Source organism: Gimesia sp., from assembly GCF_040219335.1.
Classification (GTDB): Bacteria; Planctomycetota; Planctomycetia; order Planctomycetales; family Planctomycetaceae; genus Gimesia.
The window spans coordinates 16388-31263 of record NZ_JAVJSQ010000006.1 but is presented as its reverse complement, the minus strand read 5'-3'; the positions used below and the strand labels follow the sequence as shown (position 1 = coordinate 31263).

Annotated in this window: 13 protein-coding genes; 4 read left to right on the top strand and 9 right to left on the bottom strand. The window is 52.6% G+C overall.

The features are described from left to right. Positions 1 to 11: 11 nt before the first annotated feature. Together RID21_RS06315 and RID21_RS06310 are read right to left on the bottom strand one after the other, a co-directional pair. The gene (locus tag RID21_RS06315; RefSeq protein WP_350187813.1) at positions 12 to 2237 is read right to left on the bottom strand and encodes a biotin/lipoyl-binding protein; all 2226 of its coding nucleotides are present in this window, start codon (positions 2235 to 2237) and stop codon (positions 12 to 14) included. Between the two features lie 62 nt (positions 2238 to 2299). Then, entirely contained in the window at positions 2300 to 3259 is a 960-nt protein-coding gene (locus tag RID21_RS06310; protein ID WP_350187811.1) for an efflux RND transporter periplasmic adaptor subunit, read from the bottom strand. 688 nt (positions 3260 to 3947) lie between these two features. Between RID21_RS06310 and RID21_RS06305 the strand changes: the two genes are divergently transcribed. Continuing rightward, positions 3948 to 5969, top strand: a complete 2022-nt coding sequence (locus RID21_RS06305; protein WP_350187810.1) for an efflux RND transporter periplasmic adaptor subunit — start codon at positions 3948 to 3950, stop codon at positions 5967 to 5969. 82 nt (positions 5970 to 6051) lie between these two features. Here the strand turns inward: RID21_RS06305 and RID21_RS06300 are convergent, their stop codons facing one another. The 6 genes from RID21_RS06300 to RID21_RS06275 all read right to left on the bottom strand — a co-directional run bounded on the left by RID21_RS06300 (position 6052) and on the right by RID21_RS06275 (position 11539). Further along, positions 6052 to 6678: a hypothetical protein gene (locus tag RID21_RS06300; protein ID WP_350187808.1), complete on the bottom strand. Its 627-nt coding sequence runs from the start codon at positions 6676 to 6678 to the stop codon at positions 6052 to 6054. A gap of 133 nt (positions 6679 to 6811) precedes the next feature. Continuing rightward, positions 6812 to 8200 (bottom strand): POT family MFS transporter, encoded by a 1389-nt coding sequence (locus tag RID21_RS06295; protein WP_350187807.1) that lies wholly within the window; start codon positions 8198 to 8200, stop codon positions 6812 to 6814. A gap of 38 nt (positions 8201 to 8238) precedes the next feature. Then, positions 8239 to 8928, bottom strand: coding sequence for a P-loop NTPase family protein (locus RID21_RS06290; protein WP_350187806.1), 690 nt, complete (start codon positions 8926 to 8928; stop codon positions 8239 to 8241). Between the two features lie 35 nt (positions 8929 to 8963). Next, positions 8964 to 9269, bottom strand: a complete 306-nt coding sequence (locus RID21_RS06285) for a hypothetical protein (RefSeq protein WP_350187805.1) — start codon at positions 9267 to 9269, stop codon at positions 8964 to 8966. Continuing rightward, entirely contained in the window at positions 9259 to 10206 is a 948-nt protein-coding gene (locus RID21_RS06280; RefSeq protein ID WP_350187803.1) for a metallophosphoesterase, read from the bottom strand. Before RID21_RS06280 ends, RID21_RS06285 begins: the two co-directional genes overlap by 11 nt. Then, on the bottom strand, positions 10196 to 11539 hold the full coding sequence (locus tag RID21_RS06275) for an ATP-binding protein (RefSeq protein WP_350187802.1): 1344 nt from the start codon (positions 11537 to 11539) through the stop codon (positions 10196 to 10198). The genes RID21_RS06280 and RID21_RS06275 overlap by 11 nt, the downstream gene beginning before the upstream one ends. A gap of 183 nt (positions 11540 to 11722) precedes the next feature. Here RID21_RS06275 and RID21_RS06270 point away from each other — a divergent pair, with 183 nt between their 5' ends. The 3 genes from RID21_RS06270 (at position 11723) to RID21_RS06260 (ending at position 14306) form a co-directional block, all read left to right on the top strand. Continuing rightward, a complete protein-coding gene (locus tag RID21_RS06270) occupies positions 11723 to 12904 on the top strand; it encodes a lactonase family protein (RefSeq protein WP_350187800.1) in 1182 nt (393 codons plus the stop codon). A 99-nt stretch (positions 12905 to 13003) separates the two neighbouring features. Beyond that, the gene (locus RID21_RS06265; RefSeq protein WP_350187799.1) at positions 13004 to 13663 is read left to right on the top strand and encodes a phosphoribosylanthranilate isomerase; all 660 of its coding nucleotides are present in this window, start codon (positions 13004 to 13006) and stop codon (positions 13661 to 13663) included. A 208-nt stretch (positions 13664 to 13871) separates the two neighbouring features. Continuing rightward, on the top strand, positions 13872 to 14306 hold the full coding sequence (locus tag RID21_RS06260) for a response regulator transcription factor (protein WP_145186334.1): 435 nt from the start codon (positions 13872 to 13874) through the stop codon (positions 14304 to 14306). A gap of 15 nt (positions 14307 to 14321) precedes the next feature. Here RID21_RS06260 and RID21_RS06255 read toward each other — a convergent pair whose 3' ends face one another. Continuing rightward, positions 14322 to 14816 carry a DUF420 domain-containing protein gene (locus tag RID21_RS06255; RefSeq protein ID WP_350187797.1) on the bottom strand — a complete coding sequence of 165 codons (495 nt, stop codon included), beginning with the start codon at positions 14814 to 14816 and terminating at the stop codon, positions 14322 to 14324. Positions 14817 to 14876: the final 60 nt, after the last annotated feature.

Below are 14876 nucleotides of genomic sequence, written 5' to 3'. Positions count from 1 at the left end.
CCCCGATCGGATCAGAGACGGAAGTGGAATGTTTTTCGGAAGTAGCGCCAGAGCCACTGGCCGGTCGTCAGCTGACTTACCAGGAATCGCGCTTTACCCCGCATGTTGGTCCGGAACAGGAAGACATCCTCTTCCAGCGGTACGATCGCCTGGTACGCAGTACTGGTCAGTTTTTCGTTGCCGTCTTTGTCCGTTACCGTAGGCAGTTCGCCTCCCATTTTATTCGAGAGCGTGGGAGGGACATAATCCCGGTGCCCGTGAGCGACCCGTTCGATTTTCGATGTGTAGATTTTCTCCGGCAGGTGTTCCATTTTGAGTTCCACCTGCTGGTCGATCTGGAAATCGTTGCGGTATTCCTGATCGATATAGAGCACGGCCTGGAAACGTTCTTCCGGAGCAATACTCAGCATATGCGTCCCTTTGTCGAGATAGCAGTCGGCATTGCGGGGATCAAGGGGAGTCCCGTACCAGCCGGAAAGCCGTTTGCGGGAGTCCGATAATTTGGGCTCCGGTTTGCGAGCCGGGGCGACCACTTTCCCACTGATGGGTGCAATGACTTCCATATGTTTGAGCTGTTCTTCGATCTCGGCAATCTGCTCATCAATGGTCGCCAGTTTTTCCTTGGCAACCTTGACGCCTGCCTGATCTCCCAGTGCGCGATATTTGTAGATCTCGTCTTCCTGAACTTTACGTTCAATTTCTTTCAACTGGTACAGTTTGTCTTCTTTCTCGATGTTGACGATCCGCGCGAGCAGTTGTCCCTGTTTGACCTGCTGTCCGGGTTCGACATAGACCTGTTCCAGTCTGCCCGGCTCAGTGGTGTAGACATCTTTCACATCGTAACCTTCGACAACGAAAGGTGCCTCAAAATGCATGGGAACTGGGATCAGGAGGATTCCCAGGATCAAAGCGACAGCCACAGTCACAGTCGCTGAGACTTTGAAGTAATTCATGGGTTCGGTCCTTGGAGCTGCAATGATTTTGTAAATGTTATAGATAATCCCACCAATGAATGAGACGACAGAGATCACTGCCAGAGTGATACCGATACTCTGCAGGTCGTAGGGTTTCAGGACGGTATACAGGAACAAAGTGATCCCGAACATGATGAACCAGCGGTAGACCGCCGCAGAAACCGCATACAGGATGAACCAGAATTTACCGGTTTCCGGCATAAAGGGGTCCCGCTGCGATTCAATTCCCAGGCAGTACCAGGCGAATGTATCGCGGAGGTGCTTATCAGCCTTCTGCCTCAGATTGGGGATTTCCAGCAGGTCACTCATCATGTAATAACCGTCAAACCGCATCAACGGGTTCGCGTTGAAAATCACGGTGGTCACGGTGGAGATAAAGAACAGGTTCAAAGCCAGGTGATTCAGGAGGCCCGGTTTGGTAAACCACCAGATCCAGACCGCGATGGCGGACATGATGACTTCGATATACATCCCGGCCCCGCCGATGATGATTCGCTGCCATTTATTTCGCAGCATCCAGGAATCGGAGACATCACAATACAGGCAGGGGCTGAAGACGAGGAACATGATCCCCATCCCGTGACATTCCCCGTTATAATGCTTGCAGGAGAGACCGTGCCCGAACTCGTGAACGACTTTCGCCGCTCCAAGCACGAACCACATGTAAATCAGGTTGGGCCAGCCAAAAAACTGCTGAAATTCCGGGAGTCGACTGCGAAACGCTTCGAACTGCACGCCGATCAGAATCCATGAGGACAGGATCAGCAGAGCGAACATGGTTGTCGCCCAGGGTTTCCACATCCATTTCACATAGGGATACATCTTCTGCAGCGTCGTTTCCGGGTCCCAGCCAGGCAGCCGGAGATAGAGCAGGTTTTTCGCGGTGGAGAAGAATTTCTTCTTCGTCTCTTCACGATACTGCTTGATCAGGGTCACCCCCTGTCCCGGACGTCCGCTGGTCAGCAGCCCTTTACGATACAGGTCCGAAATCAACTGCTGGATTTCAGAGATGGAAAGTAACAGGGTGGGATACTGTCGGTGAACTTCGTCACGAATCTCTTCCGGACTGCGTTCTCCATTGAGTAGATTCAGAATGTAGTACTGCTCGGGATGCAGCCGCGTGTATTTCAGGGAGACCGGGTCTTTGATAACCCAGTAACCCAGTCCTTTATAATGAATCCACTTGCTGATTATATCATCGCGCACGCTCAGCGGAATCGGTCGTTCCGTTGAGGATGTCATGGATTCGCTAAGAGTACTCATATGTGGTCAGGATTCCTGGCAGATTAAGAAATATCGCTTCTTCTTCAGTCTACGAGAACAGCTTAGTCCTCAATTGTTTTTGCCGGGCTTCCCTGCGCCACTTTGGGTTCTGATTTATCCGGCAGAATCTTCATCGTGGCCATGTAGCCTGCTTTGAGAATGTTTTCCGGATTTTCGACTTCGGCCCAGACCCGAATTGATTTACCGTGAATGGGTTCGACTTCGACATCGATAAAGGTAATTTTGCCGTTGAAGGTTTCGTTCTCAACCGGCAGACGGACACCATGAATGTCCAGCTGGACTTCGACGGGCGTTCCCACATGAAACTTCCAGGTATCCTGGATATTCACATAACCTTCCACTTTGACCCGGTTGGTGCTGACCAGTTCCAGGACTTCATCGCCGTGACGGACGACTTCGCCAGTCGAACGGAATTTTTTGGTGACGATGCCGTCAAAGGGAGCGACCACTTTCATTTCTTCCAGTTGGGCGTCGATTTCATTGAGTTGCAGCTTATTCATATCGAATTCCAGCTCTGCCTGTTCGATCTGCAGATCGCTTTTTTCTGCGTTCAGGGTCAGGCGTTTGATATCGAGTACGGAAATCGTGTTGGGAACCCGTCGATTGATATCCTTGTTCATTTCCAGTTCGACGTAGGCGGTGTCCCGCGCCTTCTTGGAATAGCGAATTTCAATATCGTTGGTGGCCTTCTTCTCTGCTGTCCGGCGGGCTGCCTTCAGGGCATCGCTTTTTAAGCCTGCGATCACCTGGCCCTTTGTGACTCGCTCCCCTTCGTTGGGTTCGACAAACTCGAGCACGCCGGGACGATCACTACCGAGGATGACGCGGTCGATCAGTTTAATCCGGCACTCACCAACGGAGATGGCGGCTTCGGGGTTTGCAGTCGGTTTCTTTTCGGTGGCTTTCTTTTCGGTGGCTTTGTCTTCGGCCAGCAGGGTCGTTCCCGCATATCCGAGACTGCATCCTGCGGTCAGCAGCATTGTGTACAACACGTGTTTCATTTTGAAATTCATATCCTGATCCTAAAACTGAATCTTAAGGTTCCCGAAGCAAAAAGCCTGCATTTCAACGCTGGTCGAGACTGGAGAGTCTGACATATATAAATATAGACACTTCAGTGCCTCATATCTAACGCCCGGTTCACACTACTCACAAGCAATTTCTGAAGTGGAACAAACGTTTTTCACGGGCTAGTTCAGAACATAACGACATGTTGAACTCCCGCAGCAGGGCATCACAACCGGAATACTTTACCCAGCTTATCCTGTTTTCGATTTCTGAGACGATTCCCAGATTCCGTGCCAGTCAATGCCTGACCGTAAGTCATGTTCTATTTTCCAATTATAGCCTGTTCTGATTCTACGCATGTTATACTTCAAATATTTGACCGTCTCTTATAACAGGGTATGTTTTTACGGCTCCGGTCTACTGGACCGATTACTCACTTTGTCCGTTTCTTTTCCGCAACATGCGAAAAAAAAGAGATTTACGACAAATTGTCTTTTTGCATTCGCCCTTCCCCCCGAATAAAATCAGGGTATGTAAGATTGTCCACACAGTGAAAATCGCGTGTGGAACCAGCAAAAAACCATAGTTTACGTCAAACATACCGTATAATTTCTGAAAGAGTCTCGTTTCAGAAATGGAAAACGGAAATCCATCGATCGATCAAACAGGTAAGTTAACTCTATGACCAGCACTCAATCGCCCACTCAGACCCGTGAACGTGTCATTCGTATTGCACGGGAAATCGAAGAGTTTGCTCATTCCAACGTCGCCCCCGAGACATTCTTCCGTGAATTTCTCAGACGGGTGGTAGCCGGACTGGGAGCAACGGCAGGTGCTGCCTGGCTGATCGATGAAAGCGGTCGGTTGACGATCAAAAGCGAAGTCAACCTGGCAGATACCGGTTTCTACGAAGAACCAGAGGCGATTCTGAAAAACCAGCGTCTGCTCTCTGATGTCGTTTCTACGGCTGAAGCACGCATCTTTACCGCCGACGGTGAGAGCGATGTCCACCTCCCCACAGATAACCTGATCGTGGTGGCGGCGCTGACGATTCGCAAAAAGCCGGTCGGTGTCATCGAAATCTTCCAGCGTTCGAATGCTCCTAAACAGGCTCACTCAGGTTACCTGCAGTTTGTCGAGCAGATGTCGGGCTATGCCTCGCATTATCTGACAGAGCGCGACAAAGCCAATCAGTCGGATGCATCCCTCGAAGTCTGGGAAGAAGTCGACCAGTTCGTTCAGCAGCTGCACCGCAGCCTCGATTTGTCTGAAGTCGCGGCAACCGTCGTGAATGATGGTCGTCAGCTCCTGAATGCCGACCGTGTCAGCCTGGCGATGCAGTACGGCAGAAAAACAGTCATCGAAGCAATCAACGGACAGGACAAAGTCAACAAACGGGCCAACACGGTCCGACTGCTCTCCAAACTCTCCAACAAAGTTCTGGCGATGCGTGAGACCTTCATCTACTCAGGGTCGGTCGATGCCATTCCCCCGCAGATTGAAGAACCCCTGGCCGATTACCTGCAGGAAAGCGGAACCCGCATGATCATGATCGTGCCGCTTTTCGAACCGGAAAAAATTGTCAAAAATGACGACGAAGCCCTGGGGCGTACCAGCGATAAACCTCGCAAGCTGATTGGCGGCCTGATCGTCGAACAGATCACCGACAGCCAGCCGCGGCCTCACCTGGAAAGCCGCGCCGATCTGCTGTCGGGGCACATCGCCAGCGGAATTGCCAATTCCCGCAATTACGAAAGTATTTTCCTAATGCCGCTCTGGCGGATGGTCGGACGCATCTTTGCCTCGCTGCGTGGAAAAACTCTCGTTAAAACCCTGGTCGTGATTGCACTGCTCGTTGCTGCCGGTGTAACACTGGCGATGGTTCCCTATGATTATCGAGTCAACTGTGACGGTCGACTGATGCCGACCATTCAGCGGGAAGTCTTCACCAACTGGGAAGGTGAAGTCGTCAAGATTCATGTAGAGAGTGGTCAGCAGGTGAAAAAAGGTGATCTGCTGGTGGAAATCCGCAACGAAGACCTGAAAGCCCAAGCCGTGGATGCGGAGAATAAACTGAACGAACTCCGCCTGTCGATGCTGGCAGTCAATGCCCAGCTTCAATCGGATTCCAACAATAAACGCCCGGTGGAAGATATCATCAATCTCCGCGGGAAACTGAATGAAACACGCACCCAGATCGCAGGTACCGAACGTCATCTGCAGATTCTGAACGAGCGACTCGACAAACTGAATGTGCGGGCTCCCATTGATGGCGTCGTCACCACATTCCAGGTGGAACAGTTGCTGATTAACCGTCCGGTGCAGCGGGGTGAACTGCTGATGGAGATCATGGATCCCAACGGTCCCTGGCAGTTGGAACTGGACGTCGAAGAAAAACGAATGGGGCATATCCTCCGAGCCGCTGAGAAGAAGGGCGATATCGAGTTGCCCGTCGAATTCATTCTGGCAACGTCCAACGAACTGACCTACGAAGGGGAAGTCACCGAAATCTCAACACGGGCCAATCACGCCGAAGAGGTAGGATCTATTGTGGAAACCTACGCCACATTCGATGAAGAAGCACTGCCGATGCTGCGAATTGGTGCGGAAGTGAGTGCCAAGATCGACTGCGGTGAACGCAGCCTGTTCTATGTGCTGTTCGGTGATGTGGTGGAAACCGCCCGTCGTTACTTCTGGTTCTAACAGCCGATCGACAATACTGAAAACAAAAAACGCCCCGGGATTAAATTCCAGGGGCGTTTTTTTATCGATTCAAAGACTGCGACTATTCTTTGTCAGCTGGTTTGTCTTCAGTCTTTTTCGGTTCTTCTTTTTTGGCTTCCTCTTTCTTCGGCTCTTTTTCATGTGCATGATCGTGATCATGATCGCCATGTTCATGGCCGTGACCATCGTGCTTCAGGTCAACATGAAAATGATTTTCGCCGATATCCAGGTGGAAGTGCCCATTCAGATCGGATTCTTTTTTGATCGATTCCGGAATGGCTTTGCCTTCGGCTACGAAACGGGAGGACTTGCCGTCCTTTTCCCCTTCCAGAGGCTTGGCAGCCAGCGGAATTTCGTGTTCTTTGTCGCCAACTTCCATATCAAAGTCGATGGACTCTGCAGCGATTGGAACAGCAGCTTTCGCATCCGGCCCCAAAATGAACGCGGTCAGCGTGCGTTTATCGCCATCAAAGACAACTTCCACGTGATACTGTTCTTCACCCACTTCCAGCAGATGACCGCCGTTGGGGCCATGGGCGTGATCGTGCCCATGGTCATGTTCTGCTTCCGCGGAAGCCTGAGAGTCTTTTTCATCGAATGTACGGGTTTCATCCTGTCCGGCACAACTGGTAAACAGGGCGAGCGCCCCGCTGCAACAGACGACAGCCAATAAATTATTAATCCGCATTTTCATTCCTTCCCGAATTATATGAAACAAAGTGTTTTGATAGCGATTTCAATTCGCCCTGCCAATTACATATGCAAATCATATGCAGAATGGCTCATAAAGAAAAGCGATCTGCTGAAGTTTCGCACAGAGATCAATGAATCCCCTCTTCCTCAGCCTGCGCCTGATCTACGGCGTCATCCTGAATATACGTTTTCCCTTTATAGCGTTGCGCGACAAATACGAACAGCACGGCGGCTACGAGCATCAGTCCGGAAAAGAACCAGAAGTAGTCGGCACCTTCCAGATGGGAACTCTTTTCGTCAATCATGATGACCTTATTCACCCCCGCGGTCAGCAGATTCCCGACGGTAACAGCCAGCCAGAACAGGGACATGATGAACGATTTCATTGATTTGGGTGCCTGGGTGTAAGAGAACTCCAGGCAGGTGATCGAGACCATGACTTCCGCAGACGTTAACACCAGGTAGGGAAGTGTCTGCCATAAAATGTGCGGCGGGTTCTCAGGGGAATGAGTAATCCACGACTCAAGCACGGCACTGATGGCGAACGAGGCTGACGCCACGAAGAAGCCGATGGAGATTTTCCGCAAGGGGGTTAAAGGGAAGACCTTTTCGATCAAAGGATAAATCACATAAGTGAAAATTGGTACCAGCAGTAAAATAAACAGCGGGTTGAGTGCCTGCATTTGTGCTGGATTCAGAACATGATCACCGACTTTTAAATTCATTCTTTGCCCCTGAAGTACCCAGGAGGAACCTGTCTGATCGAAGAGTGACCAGAAGACGGGTAGAAAGACATAGAATAATACACAGAGATTGAGCAGTGCCTGCATACCTTCCCGACTGAAGGTTTCGGCGCGGAACTTCTCCCAGCCGGAAGCGGGGATATGTACGAATTCGTTGCGTCCCAGCCAGAACAGAATGGTGGCAATCAGCATCAGTACCCCGGGCAGACCAAATGCATAATGAGGTCCATACTCTTCCAGAATGACCGGAATCAGCAGGGAGGAAATGAACGCTCCCATGTTGATCGACAGGTAAAACCAGCCGAAGACCCGACTGAGCAGATACTGATTTTTGCTGCCAAACTGGTCGCCGACATGTGCGGAGACACAGGGTTTAATCCCCCCGGCTCCAATAGCAATTAAGGTTAAGCCGAGCAGCAGTCCCGTGCGCGTTTCATCGATGGCCAGGGCAAGATGGCCAAAGCAGTAAACAACCGAGAGGACGAGAATCGTGCGATATTTTCCCCAGAAGATATCAGAAATAAGAGAGCCCAGCAGCGGAAAGAAATAACAGGCGGCCACGAACAGATGGAAATAAGTACTCGCCTGCTGGTCGCTCATGTGATCTTCCATGCCTTGTGAATTCAGCATGTACTGCGTCATGAAAACCACGAGAATGCCCCGCATGCCGTAATAACTAAATCGTTCGGCTGCTTCGTTACCGACAATGTAGGGAATACCGGTCGGCATTTTTTTGGTAGGGACAGGAGCAGTCTTATATGTTGGCGATGTCATCAGTGGGTCTGGTCCTTCAATGGTGTCTCGACTTCGGTTCAGGTTGATTCATGTTGCTGCCGATCCGTTTCCACGCGTTCTACCTTTACTCCTTCGGGAGAGGGGGTGAACTGGAAAATGGTGTCGGCATAACGTTCAAACATAACCGGATCGTGGTGACTGATCATGATAATCTGGAAGCCGAGTGCCTGCCCCGCCTCATGAATAATTTTCACTAACCGTGGTACCAGATCGGGCCGCAGCCAGCAATCCTGTTCGTCCAGTACCAGTACGCGTCGGTGTTCTGTTTCATCCAGCGTCATGAGCGCAAACATCCGCAGGCCGACCGAGAGGATGTTGGCCACCGAGCCCCCCTGCCCCCGCATGATGTCTTCCGTATTGCCTTCCCGTTCGATCTGAAATTCGACCGTGGCGGCGTTGCGTTTCCATTCAGCGACTGCCTTGAGTTTGAGTGGCTGTTCCAGAACTTCCTGGAGGGCGATCGTCAGCTTCTCCTGAATCATCTGCAGTTCCTGCTCGAACAGCTGACCGCTTAAGGTCTCCAGGGCTTCGGTGACCTGCTCGGAGATCCCCAGGTACTGTTCCGTTTCCTGCAATTGTTGTTTGAGCTGGGCCTGGTCTTTCTCTTTCTGTTTGCGCACCGCGGAGAGTTCCCAGCAGCGGCGCTGCAGGCTCAAGGGAGACCGCAGTTCCCCGGGCTCGGTCTCGGAATCAGATTGAGAAGTCATGTCGCTCTGCATGGCTCACTTTCCATTCGGCCGGTTCAGGAAGCGTCTGCTGACTGATGTGCGGTTTCAATTTTGGAGAGTTCGGTTTCGATCTTCGCGAGATTCTGATGATACTCGGCCCGCTTACGGGCATTCTCATCCTTGATCTGCTGCAGCTTTGCCTTCAGCTCTTCCAACTGATCGGTACCGTACTCTTCCTGCGCCTGTTGCTTGAGCTCGTTCAGATTCTGCTCGGCATTCACCAGGTCGCGTTCGGATTCAATTTTGCGTTTATTCAGTTTCTGAAACTGTTCCGTCAAAGCTTCGATATCGGGAACTGCTCCCTGCTGGTCATTCGTCATCGCGGGAAACCTCATCTGCTAATTTCTGTATTTCTGCTGCCACGGTCGTTTCAAACTGCGGCAGATTTTTTTCCAGGAACAGTTTCAGTCCTGCTCCCGTATCCGTTCTCCGAGACTGTAATTCGGCCAGCCCCGAAATAAAAGCGGACGGCACGCCTTCCTCGGTTTCGTCTTCCATTTCCGGATGAAAGACTTCATCAAAGGCGGCGTGGGGGATTTCCACCTGCGAGCGGCGCCAGCCGTCTGCGGTCGCCTCGAGTTTCAGGACAGAAGGAATATGCGCCCGGGTCGCATCGCTGCGCGAACGCCGGATGATATTTCCCGGGGTCACCCAGGTCGTCTGCCCTTTCTGTACATCTTCGAGCCGACGATGGATATGGCCGTTAACGACATATTCCACGCCAGTAATTTCATAGGGACGCAGGTGCCCCTGTTCTTCGTAGCCGGGGACGAGCAGATCGTGGTGGGTCACCCAGATGATCAGCGGCGAATCGGTTTCGTGCTCAAAGGCGTCTGCCTTGGGAAGTTTGTGTCCCCAGGAAGTGCCTCCCACAATCACCGGACGACCTGCCATGGTGCCTCGCCAGGGATTTTCGGTTGAGAGTAGACGATAGCGGCCTGCCTGGATCAGGATGCTGAGCGTGTCGTGTTCGTTCAACTGGTTTTCACGGCAGTCATGATTGCCGTAGATGCCGTACACGGGTGTTTCGAATAAGGTCAGCAGTTCACATAGCAGCCAGTTCTGATTGTCGCGGGGCACATGAAACAGGTCCCCCAGGATCACCGGTAGCAGGCTTTGCTCTCGCGCCGTCTGCAGACACCATTTGAGCTTCTCCAGCACGACGTTGGGATAATCGTCTCTGCGAAAGCCGGGAACCCGTCCTTCCACGTGGGGATCACCAATCAGCAGCACACCTTGATATTCTTCAGGCGTCATGTGTGTGCCCCTTCAATCCGGTTTCGGCTGACTGAATGAAGCGATCCGGCTCCAGCTCTCCGCCACACGTGGGGCAGGTGGGATTCTCTTCCACCCAGTGCAGCAGTTCGACGCGTGCCTGTTCGTATTCGGCTTCGACTTCAGCGTGTCTCTGCTTCCGCTCCAGAAGCTGTGTCTCCGCGGCAGTCCACTGCTGACAGAACTGTGCGAGTTTCGCACCATCGACCAGTTGCGGTGGGGAAACGCATTCTGCGAGGATTTCAGCTTCTTTTTGATCCCGCTGCATGCGGGCTTCCGCGGCCGTCAGTCTCGCGATCAGCTTCTCCAGACTTTCCGGATCGGTCAGCTGGGGAGGTTCATCCAGCGGTTCCAGGCAATTCTGTGTCGCCTGTGACTGCTGGCAAATGCGATCCTGTAGCTGATAATCCCTGATCAGAGCAGCGAGCGCCGATTCATTTTGCAGCGCAGGGGGATCGCTTAATGTCTGCAAAGCGGAGACAGTAGTCTGTGATCGCTGCAACCCGCTTTGAATCGTCTGCCAGCGTTGAACCAGTGCTTCGAGGGGGCGTTCCGGTTCCTGCTCCAGCGGTCCGGGTAATTCCTGAAGACAGGCAACCCGGCGGGAACAGAGGGCGACACTGGTTTCTGCTTTCGTGAGTTCCGAAATCAATGTTTCCAGCTGCTGGATCTGCTGCGTTTCGGCCTGCAGTCTCTGAAATTGTGTTTCGAGGGTCTCCAGTTCGGATTCCAGATCGGGAACGGGCTCCAGCAGTTTCAGAGTGGCCTCGTTCTGTTTCAGCTCAGTCTGTTGTCGCTGATAGTCCTGCTGAGCGACTTTGACTTTACTGCGGTGCCGCTTCTGCATTTCGATCAGCACCGAGGCATCCGAGGAGGAGGCAAAGAAGCGGGCGGCCCGACTGCCCCGATCGCCCAACAGAAAGATGGGCGATTTCTGCTCGCCGAAATGGACATCGAATTCATCGCTGTCCCCCGACTTGACTTTTGCCAGTCTTAATACTTCCGGGAGGATATCGGGGACACTGTTTCTGAGGCGATGGAAATCCTGCCCGTCAATCGTATAACTGACGACCTTCTTTTTGCGTTTCCATTCGATGACGTGGCCGTCGTCGGTTTCCACGATCACGCGGCACTCTTTGGCGCCGTGCCTGACCATATAATCGCCCGAAGTATTTTCCGCCAGCACCTGCAGGGCAGAGACGAACGCCGACTTACCGCAGTTATTGGGTCCCGTCAGCACGGTGAGTCCGGGCGACAGCTCAATCTCGGTAAACGCGTGGCTCATAAAGTTATGTAGTGTAATCCGTTTCAACATGCCTCAAAGTATAATCATTTCGGTTCGCGAATCACAGGATTGACGCCCCCGGTATTTCAGATCCCCGCCGAAACAGAGGCTTGCGTTCCGCCGTTGATTCGAGTCAAATAAATTCAAAGCCCGGTGAGGGATGGACTGCCCGTCCCCCGCCCTGTTGTCCTGAGATTTCAGATAGGATTGCCCATGCTCGCGCCGACCCAATATTTCCTGTGCTTCGCTCTCTTTTCCGGAGCTGTCTGCTCCACGCTCCTGACGCAATCCGCATCCGGGGCTGAGCAATATCGGATTTATGTGGGGACCTATACCCGCGGCAGCGACAGCAAGGGGATCTACCAGTTGCTGCTGGACGGCAAGACGGGCAAGCTGACGCATGTGGATGTTACGGAAAACAGCGTGAATCCCTCGTTTCTGGCGATTTCTCCGAATCAGCGATATCTGTACGCCGTTAATGAAATCAGTGATTTTGAAGGCCAGAAAGCGGGTGCCGTCAGCGCGTATTCGATTGCTTCAGACAGTGGCAAGCTGACGTTTCTCAACCAGCATTCTTCCCGGGGAGGCTCTCCCTGTCATCTGGTGGTGGATGCGACTGGTAAGTTCGTGCTCGTGGCCAACTATTCCGGCGGCAATATCTGCACGCTGCCGATTCACAAAGATGGTTCCCTCGGCCCCAGTTCTGCTTTTGTGCAGCATACCGGTTCCAGTGTGAATCCGGCACGTCAGAAAGCACCGCACGCGCATTCGATTAATCTGGATCCGAAGAACCGCCATGCGGTGGTCGCCGATCTGGGCATTGACGAACTGCGCGTCTACGATTTCTCTGCAGAAGACGGGAGCCTGACTCCGAACGCGATACCGGGAATCAAAATGGCTCCCGGAGCCGGTCCCCGACACTTTGCCTTTCATCCGAGCGGGAAATGGGGTTATGTGATTAACGAGCTGAACCTGACCGTGACCGCCATGAACTACAATCAAAAGACGGGCGTCTTTGAGATTCGGCAGAACATCTCCACCGTTCCTGAAGGAACGAAGCGGAAAGGGAATTCCACAGCGCAGGTTCTGGTGCATCCCTCCGGGAAATTCCTGTATGGATCCAACCGGGGCCCGAATACGATTGCCATGTACCGGATCGATCAGAAAACGGGCGAACTGACTTCCCTGGGTTATCAGCCGACCGGCGGTGCGATTCCGCGGAATTTCAACATCGACCCGAGTGGGAAATTCCTGCTGGCCGCGAACCAGGATTCAAATAACGTCGTCGTATTCAAGATCAATCAGAAAACGGGAGTGCTGGAACCGACGGGATATGAAATCGACGTTCCCAAGCCGGTCTGTATTCAGTTTCTGCCGATCGGCGGTACTCCCTGAGTTGCCTGACGTCTATAATGCAGACACCATTCCGCGGAGGAAAACCTGCCGCGGTCGCATTGCTTTTGAGAACCTCCAGTCAGAACAAGATCGACACATATGTGGACGAAAATCTGTGGCATTCGTGATGCCGAAACCGCCCGCATGGTGGCGGACCTGGGTGCCTCTGCACTCGGTTTGAATTTTTACGCCCCTTCGCCGCGGTGCATCTCTATTGAAACCGCCAGGGAAATCGCTGCGGCTGTCTCGAAGAATGATGTCGCTCTGGTCGGATTGTTCGTGAATCACAGCCTGGAGGACATTGAAACGATCTGCCAGTCCGTTTCACTCGATCTGCTGCAGCTGCATGGAGATGAAACGCCGGAATTCCTGACGGAACTGTCACAGCGACTACCGAATCGGACTTTGATCCGAGCATTTCGTGTGCGGGAAGCGAATCTCGAATCAATCGCCGCCTATCTGTCTGACTGCGATCGCTGTGGCAAACGACCCGATTATCTATTGATCGACGCTTATTCACCAGATGCCTTTGGGGGGACCGGCAAAGTCGCTCCCTGGGCGGTGATTCAGGAATATTATCAGTTTGCTGAGTGGCCGCCCCTGATTCTGGCGGGGGGACTGACCCCCGAGAATGTCGCGGAAGCCATCACCGCGGTACAGCCCTTTGGCGTGGATACCGCCAGCGGAGTGGAATCGGCCCCGGGCATTAAAAGTGAGGAACTGGTGGCATCCTTTCTCAAACGAACAAAAAAAGCGTGAAATTTCGATCGTCTAACTGGTATAATACGACACAGCTCACGAATGAAAGATGAAGAATCAGAACAGTTTTATGCAACTGCCTTGAGAATCCCGAGTTCGAGCTCTACCATATATCTCAGACCGGAGTGTCTGAGTACGTGGCGCTGAGTCACTTTGAAAAACAGGAGTTGCGGGAAACGCATCGTTTCTCCAGGGAATGAAAACGACCATGTCAACTGATTACAAAATTTTACTGATCGAGGATGACCGCGAGATTTCCAGCACGTTGAGTGGTGTGATTAAATCTGCGGGCTATAACATCATCGTGGCCCCGAACGGACTGGAAGGGCAGAAGCTCGCCCAGACCGAGAATCCCGATCTCGTCATCACCGATATGATGATGCCTAAAATGGGAGGGTTCCCCGTGCTGGAAACCCTCAAGTCTCTACCTTCTCCCCCCAAGGTGATCATGATCACCGCCAACGAAGGTGGTCGGCACAAAGCGTATGCCGAGATGCTGGGAGTCGACGACTACTTGCGGAAGCCTTTCGCAATGGACGTCTTCCTGGATGCCATTGCCCGTGTTTTGGCAAAAGGCTCGGACGACGGAGATGATAGCAAACCCGCTAAAGGACCTCTGTCTCGCGCACGTAAAAAATCGTAAGCGACCTGCCTGCCCTTACCCCCCGGCAACCAACGCGACGTAGTACCAGTACAACCCGGTCAACGACGTCAGCGTGATATCGATCGTCGAAATCCAGCCCAGTTTTTTGTGCAGGCTGCTGTGCGCACAGGGTACGGGCGGATTGGGAATGCGTTTCAGCGCCAGAATCAGCGTCGTCGCCCAGAAGAAGGGGGTGCTGACGGCGAACAGCAGGTGCACGTAGAGGACGTTCCGAACATAGTCGAACTGTTCGGGTGTCAGGGGGACCTCGCGCTGTTTCACGATATTCTGCCAGCCGCCGTGCATGATCTGGACATCCACTTCGAAGGCGGCCACAGCCACCAGCAGGACGGCCCCGAGCAGAATCTGCAGCTTTTTGTGCAGCGCAAAGTAATGTTTGATTTTGACTGCGTAGAGGCTGAATAAGAGAAGTGGGACAATCAGCAACAGTGCCGAGACCACAAAATCCAACATGAATGTTGAGCGATAGCCTAAAAATCCATGCTCCATCTGAGTATCCTGTTTTGGCGTATGGGGGGAACGAGATCTGTTCGCGAGGAACCATATCAG

Bases quoted from the DNA above. Each gene is read 5' to 3' on its own strand.
- RID21_RS06315 (WP_350187813.1), bottom strand. From the start codon at position 2,237: ATGAGTACTCTTAGCGAATCCATGACATCCTCAACGGAACGACCGATT.
- RID21_RS06310 (WP_350187811.1), bottom strand. From the start codon at position 3,259: ATGAAACACGTGTTGTACACAATGCTGCTGACCGCAGGATGCAGTCTC.
- RID21_RS06305 (WP_350187810.1), top strand. From the start codon at position 3,948: ATGACCAGCACTCAATCGCCCACTCAGACCCGTGAACGTGTCATTCGT.
- RID21_RS06300 (WP_350187808.1), bottom strand. From the start codon at position 6,678: ATGCGGATTAATAATTTATTGGCTGTCGTCTGTTGCAGCGGGGCGCTC.
- RID21_RS06295 (WP_350187807.1), bottom strand. From the start codon at position 8,200: ATGACATCGCCAACATATAAGACTGCTCCTGTCCCTACCAAAAAAATG.
- RID21_RS06290 (WP_350187806.1), bottom strand. From the start codon at position 8,928: ATGACTTCTCAATCTGATTCCGAGACCGAGCCCGGGGAACTGCGGTCT.
- RID21_RS06285 (WP_350187805.1), bottom strand. From the start codon at position 9,269: ATGACGAATGACCAGCAGGGAGCAGTTCCCGATATCGAAGCTTTGACG.
- RID21_RS06280 (WP_350187803.1), bottom strand. From the start codon at position 10,206: ATGACGCCTGAAGAATATCAAGGTGTGCTGCTGATTGGTGATCCCCAC.
- RID21_RS06275 (WP_350187802.1), bottom strand. From the start codon at position 11,539: ATGTTGAAACGGATTACACTACATAACTTTATGAGCCACGCGTTTACC.
- RID21_RS06270 (WP_350187800.1), top strand. From the start codon at position 11,723: ATGCTCGCGCCGACCCAATATTTCCTGTGCTTCGCTCTCTTTTCCGGA.
- RID21_RS06265 (WP_350187799.1), top strand. From the start codon at position 13,004: ATGTGGACGAAAATCTGTGGCATTCGTGATGCCGAAACCGCCCGCATG.
- RID21_RS06260 (WP_145186334.1), top strand. From the start codon at position 13,872: ATGTCAACTGATTACAAAATTTTACTGATCGAGGATGACCGCGAGATT.
- RID21_RS06255 (WP_350187797.1), bottom strand. From the start codon at position 14,816: ATGGAGCATGGATTTTTAGGCTATCGCTCAACATTCATGTTGGATTTT.